10 protein-coding genes are annotated in these 12,647 nt (G+C 37.7%); 4 read left to right on the top strand and 6 right to left on the bottom strand.

Translation table 11 applies throughout. The features are described 5' to 3' along the window. Positions 1–13 precede the first annotated feature (13 nt). Positions 14–1,627, top strand: a complete 1,614-nt coding sequence (locus tag F933_RS16275; protein WP_005062995.1) for a phosphoethanolamine transferase — start codon at positions 14–16, stop codon at positions 1,625–1,627. 130 nt (positions 1,628–1,757) lie between these two features. Continuing rightward, on the top strand, positions 1,758–2,900 hold the full coding sequence (locus F933_RS16280; protein WP_005062997.1) for a glycerophosphodiester phosphodiesterase: 1,143 nt from the start codon (positions 1,758–1,760) through the stop codon (positions 2,898–2,900). 37 nt (positions 2,901–2,937) lie between these two features. On the opposite strand, the gene pnuC is transcribed toward F933_RS16280, so the two are convergent. Further along, positions 2,938–3,510: a nicotinamide riboside transporter PnuC gene (gene pnuC, locus F933_RS16285; RefSeq protein ID WP_005062999.1), complete on the bottom strand. Its 573-nt coding sequence runs from the start codon at positions 3,508–3,510 to the stop codon at positions 2,938–2,940. A 404-nt stretch (positions 3,511–3,914) separates the two neighbouring features. On the opposite strand from pnuC, the gene F933_RS16290 reads away from it, so the two are divergent. After that, positions 3,915–4,862, top strand: coding sequence for a DMT family transporter (locus tag F933_RS16290; protein ID WP_005063001.1), 948 nt, complete (start codon positions 3,915–3,917; stop codon positions 4,860–4,862). A 126-nt stretch (positions 4,863–4,988) separates the two neighbouring features. Further along, positions 4,989–6,590, top strand: coding sequence for a CocE/NonD family hydrolase (locus F933_RS16295; RefSeq protein ID WP_005063002.1), 1,602 nt, complete (start codon positions 4,989–4,991; stop codon positions 6,588–6,590). 35 nt (positions 6,591–6,625) lie between these two features. On the opposite strand, the gene F933_RS16300 is transcribed toward F933_RS16295, so the two are convergent. The 5 genes from F933_RS16300 to ftsH all read right to left on the bottom strand — a co-directional run bounded on the left by F933_RS16300 (position 6,626) and on the right by ftsH (position 12,559). Next, complete coding sequence (locus tag F933_RS16300; RefSeq protein WP_005055274.1) at positions 6,626–6,940, bottom strand: DUF5713 family protein; 315 nt, start codon at positions 6,938–6,940, stop codon at positions 6,626–6,628. A gap of 111 nt (positions 6,941–7,051) precedes the next feature. Continuing rightward, positions 7,052–8,590, bottom strand: a complete 1,539-nt coding sequence (locus F933_RS16305; protein WP_378236429.1) for a vWA domain-containing protein — start codon at positions 8,588–8,590, stop codon at positions 7,052–7,054. A gap of 237 nt (positions 8,591–8,827) precedes the next feature. Further along, positions 8,828–9,586 carry an SIMPL domain-containing protein gene (locus F933_RS16310; protein WP_005063007.1) on the bottom strand — a complete coding sequence of 253 codons (759 nt, stop codon included), beginning with the start codon at positions 9,584–9,586 and terminating at the stop codon, positions 8,828–8,830. Positions 9,587–9,679: 93 nt separating this feature from the next. Continuing rightward, positions 9,680–10,531 carry a dihydropteroate synthase gene (gene folP, locus F933_RS16315; protein WP_005063008.1) on the bottom strand — a complete coding sequence of 284 codons (852 nt, stop codon included), beginning with the start codon at positions 10,529–10,531 and terminating at the stop codon, positions 9,680–9,682. 132 nt (positions 10,532–10,663) lie between these two features. Further along, positions 10,664–12,559 carry an ATP-dependent zinc metalloprotease FtsH gene (gene ftsH, locus F933_RS16320; protein WP_005063009.1) on the bottom strand — a complete coding sequence of 632 codons (1,896 nt, stop codon included), beginning with the start codon at positions 12,557–12,559 and terminating at the stop codon, positions 10,664–10,666. Positions 12,560–12,647 lie beyond the last annotated feature (88 nt).

Below are 12,647 nucleotides of genomic sequence, written 5' to 3' on the forward strand. Positions count from 1 at the left end.
ATATTAGGTAGAAATGAAAGCTAGCTTAAAAAGTTTAAATGTATTGCTGCTGATTTTACTACCTGCATTGATAACAGGCGGTTTGTTGATTTTCGCTGGAAATTTAAGCGATGGCTTACGCCTCGGTTTCTTATCTTTACCTGGTGTATTTTTTACGTATTTAGCAATTATTCGTAATAAAAGATATTGGCAAATTATCGCGATTGTGTGGTGGTTTATTTTTTGGCTAGATGCTTTACTGCGCTCTAGTACTTGGTACTTGTTTAATAGTGATAACGAAGCCTATTTCATTATAGAAGCAATTGCCAATACCAATCACAATGAAATATGGGAATTCTTTCAGCTTCATCTTAAGACTGTTGCGAGTGTCGTTTTTAGTTTAATCCTCGCTATTTCGATTTATAGTTTCAGCGTCATGAAACTCATCAAACCTATTGATTTAAAGCAATTGTGGAATAGTAAAATCTATCGAAGCTGCATTGTTTTATTACTATTATTAACAACAACCAGCTATCTGATGAAACCCTCACGTAAGGTACATCCTGTTGTTTTTTGGTCTGAATATCAAACTAAAATTCAAGATTTCAAAGATAGAATTAAAAAACATAAAAATGTGCATGAGCAATGGGATATCAGTGCTAAAGAAAATTTAGTTATTGTCAAGCAAACTAAACAAAAGCAAACCCATGTCTTAGTGCTGTCTGAAAGCTTAACCAGTTTAAATTTAGGCGTATGCGGTTATGCACGCGAAACAACACCTGAGCTAAGTAAACGAATCCATGACATACAAGTATTTTGTAATGCATTTTCACCATCACCTTCAACAATTAATGCATTACGGGTCTTACTCACAGAAAGTCCAGCCGCTGAACACAATCAATATTCACCTGAAAGTATTTTGGCTTATGCTCGAGCCGCTGGCTATAAAATCTATTGGCTTAGTAACCAAGATGATACTTATCTATCCTCATTATTTGGTTCTTATGCAGACCACGCCATTTATAAAAACAACCGCTCAGGTCGTAGCAGTACATCACTTGATGAAAGCTTAATTCCTGCATATCAACAAGCTTTAGCAGACTCGGACCAAAAAAAATTAATTATCCTGCACTTGATTGGGGTACATCCAAATTACCAAGAGCGTTACCCAACTGCTTTTAATAAATTTACCAGCAATAGTAATGACCAGGTTGAGTTAGAACTAAAAAGTCGAAACATTGATCCTTGGATTCGCTCTTTGCGAAATGATTACGATAATGCTGTGCTCTATGAAGACTCTTTACTGGCTCAGTTTTTAGATACGCTAAGATCAGATCAAGTCCCAGATTTCAGATCCTTTACGGTCGTTTCAGATCACGGTAATGAAGTAGGACATGAACTTGATTATGCAGGACACAGCCCAAACACCAAAGCAGGTTATCAAGTTCCTGTCATTATGTGGTCTGATAATTTAAAAATGACAGGGGCAAATAAAGATAAAACAATTAATACGGCAGAGTTAGACAATAATCTGATGCATATTATGGGGCTGAAAGAAAAAAATGCGCCTTCGCAAACCTTTTGGCAAGATGATAACTATCAATTCATTCCGGAAATAAATTGGCCTTATTGGAAAAATAAATTCTAAATCGAGGTTGGCTCTTCTTTAAAATGGGTTTGATTCATTCTATTTTTCATCAAAATATCATTTAATTGTCATACTGTGGATACCTTTAGCATACAAGCTCAATGTTTTATAAAAACACATGAGCTTATCTATGTTTAAAAAAGCATTTATTTGTATCAGCTTGATCAGCCTTGCTGGCTGTAACGATGACAATAATGACTCAAAAAATACGACACAACCCAATTATCAATTACCTAAAATTTTGGTCATAGGACATCGCGGCGCGAGTGCGCTTCGACCTGAACATACACTTGAGTCTTACCAAAAAGCAATTGATGATGGTGCCGATTTTATCGAACCAGACTTGGTTTCAACCAAAGATGGGATCTTGGTGGCACGCCATGAAAATGAAATCAGCGGAACAACAAATGTTGCCTCTCTTCCACAATTCGCTGATCGTAAAAAAACTAAAGTGATTGATGGCGTTTCATTAAATGGTTGGTTTACAGAAGATTTCACTTTAAATGAATTACAACAACTGAAAGCGCGTGAACGTATCCCTCAATATCGACCTGAAAATCAAAAATATAACGATTTATATGCCATTCCAACATTGGATCAAATTATTGAGTTAACCAATGCTCATTATAAAAAAACGGGCAAAATTATTGGTCTTTATATTGAAACCAAACATCCAACTTACTTCCAACAGCTTAATTTAGCAATGGAAGATAATTTATTGAAAACACTATCGAAATATGAATTTAGCCGTGATATTGCACCTATTTATTTGCAGTCTTTTGAGGTTGGAAATTTAAAATATTTAAAAAGCCAACTCGACTTACACAAGAGTGTCAAACATGCACAATTAATTCAGCTCTATGATGCACCTGATGTTAGACCTGCTGATTACATCGCACAAAATAATCCTAAAACCTATGCTGATCTGGCAACTGCACAAGGGTTAAAAGATGTCTCAGTCTATGCCAATGGTGTAGGTCCATGGAAAGTATATGTTTTTGAAGATGCTGCGATGACAAAAACAACATCGTTCATTGCAAATGCACACAAAGTTAATTTAAAAGTACATCCTTATACTTTCCGCCCTGAGAACAACTTCCTACCATCTACCTTAAAATGTAGCACGGATCCAGCTAAAGCAGCTGAACGTTGCCCTACAGGCTCGATCAAAGAAATGCAGCTTTATTTCAAAGCAGGAGTCGATGGTGTGTTTACTGATGATCCTGCGATTGGTCGTCAAGCCGTACAAACGTATCAAGCAACAACAAAGTAATATCCGAAAAAGAAAAAAGGCAGTTCGACTGCCTTTTTTATATCTGTAACTGTTGTTTTTGTTTAACCTGTTGCCATTGCCACCAACCATAAGTAGCTAATCCAACAAAAGCAGCATAAAGCCCCGCGGTGAGGAAAACTTCTTTATATATAAACATTCCCACATAGATGATGTTAACAAAAATCCAGAGAATCCACGTAGCGATATGCTTACGACTGGTCCAGTAAGTCGCCAGCAGACTAAAAGCGACTAGCTGAGAATCGAGCATTGGTACAGCAGCATCTGTGAAATGTTTGAGTATCAAACCAAATAATAGTCCAAAAACCATTGCAATAACCATTTGCGTCAATACAGTAGTCTTTGCTATCGATTCAATACGAATTACATGGTCTTGGCGCTTTCCTTTTAACCAGTAATAAAACCCATAAATATTCATCACAATAAAGAAAAATTGCAGAATCGTTTCTCCATACAACTTAATAGTGAAGAAAAAATAGGCATATAAAGCACAAGCCAAAAAGTTAAACCACCAGCACCACATATTACGCTGAATAGTTAAGGTCACACCAATCAGGCTAATAATCACCGCAATAATTTCTAACGCAGACAAGAGCAGACTTCTTTTTTAGCAGTTAATTGCTACATTATGGAAATTTTTTAAATTTAAGCAATGCTAAATCACTTATTCTCATTCTGATATTTTTATCTTTACATGAGCATAATGACTACTTTTCACTCAAGCCTTATGCTATAAAAAACTTAGCTTATTCAGAATATTTCAAATGCTCAATCCAATAGTTTCTTCAAAACACGTTATGCCCGCATCGCACTGTATTTCTGCCAGTGTGGCTTGGCGACGTGTCTGCATTTTTATGCGAGGAGACTTCATACACTTTTATTTGATGCCTATATAAATACATCATTATTTGAAATCAAAGGTCGCCTCACAAGCGACCTTTTTTATTGCCTAAATTTATTGAATAAATCTACCGTTGTTATAACAGGAACTTTAGCATGAATCAGTTACCCGAGAAAAACTTAATATCAAGCACACAGATACAACCGACTGTAGCCCTTATTTCCCCTCGCCTTGCTACAGTCGGTCAATTCATTGCAGTCGTGTTGATCTGGTCATTGACGCCATTAGCTGCGGTCTGGACTGTACATGAAATACATTGGGCGTGGGGATTATTCTTTCGATTCAGCATCGCCATTCCTTTTGCTTTTATATGCTTGTTTTATTTTCGGCTCAAACTGATTTTAAATTCTAAAGCATTGATGAGTTATGCCGCTGGTGCAGTTGGACTTTTTGGCTCAATGACATTTTGTTATATGGGTGCAAGTAAAGTTTCATCAGGAATCATTTCGATTATCTATGGAACGGCTCCGTTATGGTCTGGCTTAATTGCCGTATTTATTTTAAAAAAAGAACATTTTTTAAAACGTCAATGGTATGGACTGAGCATTGCAATTTTTGGCTTATGTCTTACTCTGGGTATTGGTACAGATCATATTCAGTTGGACATGCTTGGGGTCACCTACGAAATCATTGCAGTATTACTTTATGTTATTTCAATGTTTAGCGTTGCAAAAATTGGTGCGGATATTCACCCCATCATTCAGACTACAGGTTCAACTTTAATTTCATGGTTCGGTTATTTGTGTTTATTACCATTTTTTTCTTCAGCTATACCAACCAGATTACCCGACATGCAAACAGGTCTAGCTTTACTGTATAGCGCTTTATTTTCATCAGTCTTGGCGATGATTTTTTACTTTCATTTAATTCAAAAACTTAATGCAACTACAGTGATGCTCATTACTATTTTAACGCCTGTACTTGCCACATTATGGGGATATTGGTTCAACCATGAAGCTTTAAGTTCGCATTTGATTATTGGTTTGATTTTTCTTTGCTCTGGTTTATTTTTATATACTTATCGAAAAAAGACACGCTACTAAAATCTTGAAAACTGATAGGTCAGTTAAGTTGATCTATCAGTTGGTGGTATCTACTGATCAGTTAAAGTACACTCATGGCGTTCACATCGTGACTTCTCAAAGATTTGTTCAAGGATGAAATAATCTATGCGTTCTTACGTTTTATGGCTGTGTTTCAGCCTATTGTTTGTTTTACAAGGCTGTGCGCACGTCGCTCCTCAAACTAAGCCAATTATTCAAAAAACAATTGAATTAAAACAGCGATATTATCAAGCAAAAACTACGACTCCTGATGGGACTGTGCTTGCTTTTACTGTATATCAACCACAATTAGCAGCAGCTCAAACGGCGCCATTAATTTTACATACACATGGCTTTGGTCTATCAAGAATGAAACGACCTGAACTGAGCCTATACGGATTCCTATTACCAACGGGACAAGTGGCAAAACAAGCCTGGCAAAATGGTTATTGGGTGATTAGCTTTGACCAAAGAGGTCACGGTGATAGTCAAGGTAAAATCCGTTTAACTGATCCAAATAAAGAAGCTCAAGATGTCATCACGATCTTGAATTGGGCTGAAAAAAATCTACCACAGCTATCCAAAAATCAAAATGGTGTTCGTGCAGGCATGATTGGTGAATCATATGCTGGTGGAGTGCAATATATTGCCTCTGCTTTAGATGTACGTTTACAAGCAATTGTTCCAATCACCACTTGGTATGATATTGCAAATAGTTTGGCACCTAATGGTGTACCTAAAAGTAACTGGATTAGTTTCTTAAATCTCATTGGTGATTGGTGGAATTGGAACAAATTTGACCCAGAGTTAAAGAAGGCTTATCTGGATACACAGCATGGTCAATTAAATCATTCCACTTATGATTTTCTCAAAACGCATCAACTCAGTTGGTTCTGCGAACATAACCAAGCCCCTAAAGCAAATGCGCTCATTATCCAAGGGTTTCGAGATGTGCTTTTTCCTTTTAATGAAGGTGTCAAAGCAGCACAATGTATACAGCAAGCTCAACATGACGTACATTTAATCGGGGTGCAAGGTGGACATTTACAGCCTTTTGCTCAAAATTCACCATTAGGTAATACACCGTTTTGGTACATTGGTAAATCTGTTCGATGTGGTGATAAACAAGAATATAATCTACAAACCATCATATTATCTTGGTTTAATCAACAACTTAAAGATCAACAAGTAACTTCAAAACTTCCTGAACTATGTGTTGATCAAAGCCCTGTCAATTATTTAAGTGATCTTACTCCCGCAACACAATACACATTAAATAAGACTTGGATTTCCCCTACAACGTCACAAGCTGTTTTTGTCCCTATACATACAACATTACAAGATATGCATATTACAGGTGCACCTCGTCTTGCAATACAAATTGAGACAAAAACAAAAGGCCTTGATCCAACCCTGTTTATTTCAGTCGCGGTGAAATCAAAAGTTAATGGCAAATATAAAGTTTTGAATGATCAAGACACACCAATTAATCTAAAACGAAAACAAATTTATGACCAGATTAAAGGTCATACGACACAACCTAATGATTATTATCTAAACGTCGAATTACCAAGTATTAACGGAAAACTACAACAGGGCGATACCTTAGGTCTGCTCATTAATACACAGAGTATTTATTATCAACGTGTTAAACAGTCAAAAATCGAAGCATGGATTTCTGGAGAAATTGTCTTACCTAAACTCTGGGAAATAACAGCACAAAAGTAATTATTATATTTGCATTCTCGAATCGAGAGTGAAATTTACCACTCTCGATTCGCAATCAACTCTTCCATTTCAATATCTAAGTAACCGACATCTTGTACCACCATCATCATGGCTTCAGCAATATAATCAGCAGCAGTATCATCTAAACTTGAGTCTAAATCTTCAAACTGAGGTTTCATCTCATTAATTTCAATCATAGTCTGATGAGCAAAACGATAAATTTCTGTCTCAGATAAATCTTTCAGACTGACTTTTTTTGAAAACTTTTGGATGTGTTGCCTCACTTCAGCAACCAGAATATCGGGATAATATTCATCATCAAACATAGGGAGAAGTAAATTTTCAAACATAACAAAATTACATGTTAGTAAAACGCCATGCTTATAACACACTCTCATAGAAATCACGATATTAATGCATAAAAAAAGCGATCTTTCCGACCGCTTTTTCAAAAACAAAGTTTAATCTTTTTTAGCACTCAAGCTTTTGGCAATCTTGGTAAGTTCCACGAACTCCTCTCGCATTTGATAAGGATCAGGTTTTGCAGATTGTTGCGCTAACTTAATAATTTGATCCCATCCCATCGCACCATTATATTGTCCGCCTTTTAACTGCTGAGCATAAGATGCAACAGCAATCGCAAAACGAGTATCATTATTTGCTTGTGCAAGAGTTTTACTTTCAGCTTTTACCGCTTGATTAAGCAAAATACTCTTTTCTTGATTTGGCAATTTATAACGTAAGTTTACAAAGGCATATTCAGACTTTTTCGCAGCATCTATTTTTGCTGATGGTTGATAACGTGAATCATTGAGCCAACCTTGCTGACCTACAGGAATAATTTCATAGATTGCAGTGACGTTATGCCCTGCACCAATATCACCTGCATCAACTTTATCGTTATTAAAATCTTCTTGCTTTAACATACGATTTTCATAACCGACTAAACGATATTCTTTCACCATAGCAGGATTAAATTCGACCTGAATTTTGACATCTTGGGCAACGGTTGCAAGGGTTGATGAAAGCTGACGCTGCACCACTTTTTTCGCTTCATTTTTATTGTCTATATAGCTGTAATTGCCATCGCCTGCATCTGCCAGTTGCTCCATCAACTGCTCATTATAATTTCCTGTACCAAAACCTAATGTGGTTAATGAAATACCACTTTTTCTTTTTTCCGCTACCATCCCTTTCAAGGTACTGAAATCAGTTATACCAACATTAAAGTCACCATCCGTAGCCAATAAAATTCGGTTAATACCATTTTTGACAAAAACTTTCTCTGCTTGTTTATAAGCGAGTTGAATTGCTTGTTCACCCGCAGTTGCCCCGCTTGCTTGTAATCCATTAATCACTGCAAGAATTTTGTCTTTTTGATCACCAGAAGTGGGTTCTAAAACTAATTTTTCACCACTCGCATAAGTAATAATCGTGACTTTATCCTGAGCGCGTAATTGTTCAGTCAATAAACGCAAGGTCTGTTTTACTAAAGGTAATTTATCTGTTGCATCCATACTACCTGAGACATCCACCAAAAATACTAAGTTCGCAGGTGGCAATTGTTTAGTACTAAGGTCTTTAGCTTGAATACCAATCTTAATCAACTTGGCATTTTCTTTCCACGGCGAATCTACTGTTTCAGTACTGACTGAGAATGGATGAATACTATTTGGTTGTGGGTACTGATAATCAAAATAGTTAATCATCTCCTCGACGCGGACTGCATCTACAGGCGGTAAACGACCATCATTCAGGAAACGACGTGTGTTGGTATAACTACCTGTATCCACATCAATACTAAACGTTGAAACGGCTTGATCTGCTACACGATGAACAGGATTGACCTCATTCTTTTGATATTTTTCGGTGTTCTGTTCTAAACGTGGTCTTTCTGGTGCAGGCATTGCAGCAATATAAGCTGCTGGGGCAATCATTTTACGAGCACTATCTACTGCCAAATTCGATTGTACTGCTGAAACTGGCTGTAACGGTTCCATCAACTCAAGCTGCTGCTGTTTTACTGGATTACTACAGGCGATCATCATGCTACTTAATGCTGATAGTGTTAATATTTTTGTCAACTGGTACATCTTAAAGTTCCTAAATTTATTCTGTTATTTCAATTAAATGGATATATAGATCTGATTGTATGCAAAAAAATAAAGACACATCGTATTCGAATGTATCTTTATCTTCATCATTTCTCTTAAATGTTTATAAATTTAGAAATATTTTTATTCAATCGCATAGTTAATGGTCACAACAACACGGGCAATTTTATTAATGGTTGCTTTATCATAAGCACCACCATAATCGCTATCATCATCTGAACCACTTTCTGGCAAGATATAAAATGCACCTTGACTGGCGGAACGCATCATACCTACTTTCACCCCACCAACTTTTGCAAACTCATTTGCGCGACTGTGTGCATTTTTTGTTGCGTTTGCAATCAGTGACATTTTGATTTCTTCTAAATTCGAGACTAGATATTCTGGTTTCTGTTCAATGGCGATACCCTTTTCATCCAACAAATAAGCATCTTTAGCAGTCTGTTCAATCTTCTTAATATCACGGCTATTTACAATAAAGGATTGCAGCGCAAGATAGCCTTTAAACTCACGATTAATTCGCCCATCCCCCATATTCACTTCTTCATAATACGGCTGTGAACTCTTATTACCGAGTTGCATATCGGCAGCTTTGAAACCATGATCAATAAAAAAATTTTGTAAGGTTTTCATTTCTTGGTCAAGCTGTTGATAGGCCTCAGGTATGCTATTTGAAGTGTTGCTTGTTTGTAAGTTGATTTCCCAACGCGCCAAATCAGCCTGAATTGGCTTTTCAGCTAAACCTTTGACTGTAATTGAGTTTTTAGTGTTATTAGATTGCTTCAGCGCATAACCCATCACGCCAGCAGAAATAATAAATCCAAGACTAAGAATGAGCGCAAACACCCATAAGCTTTTATATGTAATTGTTTTATTTTCCATTTTTATATTAACCATTTCATTTATATGGCTTTTATATTTAATCTAAATCAGTAAGTCAATAGAGCAGAACAATACCCCACTGACTCATTAAGTTTAATTCATTTGCATCATTTTCCAGACATTAATCGCATCGTGAGTCGCTTTTACATCATGCGCCCGAACAATACTTGCACCTTGTTGGATACTCAACAAATGCCCTGTCACACTGCCAATTACGCGCTCTTGAGCAGGTACACCATTTAAGGCTTCACCAATAAAACGTTTACGCGATAAACCTGATAAAATTGGATAGTCCATCCGATTAAGCTTCCAAAATTCATTCAATAACTGGAAGTTCTGTTGCGAATTTTTAGCAAAGCCAAAACCAGGATCAATAATAATATTTTCTGCTTGAACACCGACAGCGATTGCTTGATCTAAACGTTGTTGCAATTCAGAAATTACGTCTTCAGTCACATCGTCATATTGATCCAACTGATTCATATTGGTCGGCTCACCGCGCATATGCATCAACACCACAGGAATATTCAACTCAGCAGCGGTTTCTAAGGCCATAGGACGAGTTAAAGCACGCACATCATTCCAGATATGCGCACCTGCTTTCACTGCCGCTTGAATCACTTCAGGCTGGCTGGTATCAATCGATATGATCACATCGCGATTTGATAAGGCTTCAACCACTGGAATGACCCTTTGAATTTCTTCTTGTAATGCAACAGGTGAAGCATTCGGGCGTGTAGACTCTCCGCCAATATCAATAATGCTTGCACCCTCTTCCATCATCTGTAAAGCTCGTTGAACTGCCTGTTCCTTAAGGTGATGCTGCCCGCCATCACTAAATGAATCAGGTGTTACATTGAGAATACCCATAATCTGCGGCTGAGATAAATCCAGTGTGATAGGACCACATTTTAATTGGCGCTGTGATAATGGAATTAACTGCATCAAAACTCTCCACATTGGAATGTGGTTATATTAACAAGACTGAAAGTAGTAGGTTGATGATTTATTTTTAATTTAGTCTAAAACTCAAACAAAAAAGAGCGACCGAAGCCACTCTTTTTGTTTAAACTTTATTTAGCCCATTGCTGGTAATGGCGGTGGTGTAGATGGACCATCTTTCGGTGGTTCAAATGCAGCCACTGGATTTTCAGCAACATAAACTTTTGGCGGCTGTGGTTCACGACCTTCCATAATGTCACGGATTTGATCACGATCAATGGTTTCCCATTCCATCAACGCTTTTACCATTGCATGTGCGATATCTTTATTATTTTCCAAGATATCACGAGCAACTTTATATTGTTGATCAAGGATACGACGAACTTCTTCATCCACTTTTTGTTGAGTCGCTTCAGAAATCGTACGGTTACCTACATTACCGAAGAAACCATTTTGGTTTTCATCTTCATAGACCATTACGCCTAATGCATCAGACATACCATATTTGGTCACCATCGCACGCGCCATTTTCGTTGCACGTTCAAAGTCGTTTGATGCACCAGTCGACATTTGGTTGATGAACACTTCTTCAGCAATACGACCACCAAACAAAATAGAAAGTTCATTCAACATTTTGTCTTTATAATGGCTAGTTTGATCTTGCTCTGGAAGCTGCCAAGTTACGCCCAATGCCCAACCACGCGGCATGATTGTTACTTTATGAACTGGGTCTGTACCCGGTAGAATTTCAGCAACAATCGCATGTCCAGCTTCATGGTATGCGGTAGCACGACGTTCTTCTTCACGAATCACCATCGATTTACGTTCAGGTCCCATGTAAAGCTTATCTTTTGCATCTTCAAAATCATGCATATCAACCGTATTTTTATTACGGCGAGCAGCAAATAGTGCAGCTTCATTCACAAGATTAGCAAGTTGTGCACCAGAGAATCCAGGTGTACCGCGTGCTAACACTTTGACATCAACACCAGTGGTTGAAGGAAGCTTTTTCAAGTGAACATTCAAAATCTGCTCACGACCACGGATGTCTGGTAAACCAACCATCACTTGACGATCGAAACGACCAGGACGTAGTAAAGCTTTATCGAGTACGTCTACACGGTTTGTTGCAGCAATAACGATGACGCCTTCATTGCCTTCAAAACCATCCATCTCAACAAGCATTTGGTTTAAGGTTTGTTCACGCTCATCATGACCACCACCTGTACCCGAACCACGATGGCGACCGACCGCATCAATCTCATCAATAAAGATGATACACGGCGCATGTCGTTTCGCTTGTTCAAACATATCACGTACACGAGACGCACCCACACCAACAAACATTTCAACAAAGTCAGAGCCTGAGATGCTAAAGAAAGGAACTTTAGCTTCTCCAGCAATTGCTTTCGCCAATAATGTTTTACCGGTACCTGGTGGCCCCACCATAAGTACACCACGTGGAATGGTTGCACCAAGACGTTTGAATTTAGAAGGATCTTTTAAGAAGTCAACGATTTCGACAACTTCTTGTTTCGCTTCGTCACAACCCGCAACATCGCCAAAATTTATCTTAATTTGATCTTCAGATAACATTTTAGCTTTTGACTTACCAAAACTCATAGGACCGTTTTTGCCACCAGCGCCACCACCCATATTACGCATGAAGAACATGAATAAAAGGATGATGAGTAATACTGGAAAACTCGCGATGAGAAGTTGCATCAAAATGCCTTGGCGTTGTGGAGCTGTACCCTCAACTATTACATTTTGTTTATTCAAGCTTGGTAGCAACTCAGTGTCTTCTACTTGCGGACGAACCGTTTCAAAAGAAGAACCATTGGTTTTTTCACCATTAATATTTAAACCGTCAATTGTGACTTGTTTAATTTGCCCAGCATTCACCGCAGCAACGAAATCAGAATATTTCATCGCAGCAGGTTTATTGCGGTCACTGACGTTGCTAAAAATCAAAATCAGAACACCGAGTATGATGAGCCACAATACGGCATTCTTGAAGTAATCGCTCAAGGCTTTATTCCCATATCAATCTAATTTGATCATACCTAATCTTGGCTGACCTTCACAAAAACAGCAATGAATTTGCGTTGCAAAAAAC

The sequence above is a fragment of the Acinetobacter beijerinckii CIP 110307 genome, from assembly GCF_000369005.1.
In the GTDB taxonomy this organism is placed as follows: Bacteria; Pseudomonadota; Gammaproteobacteria; order Pseudomonadales; family Moraxellaceae; genus Acinetobacter; species Acinetobacter beijerinckii.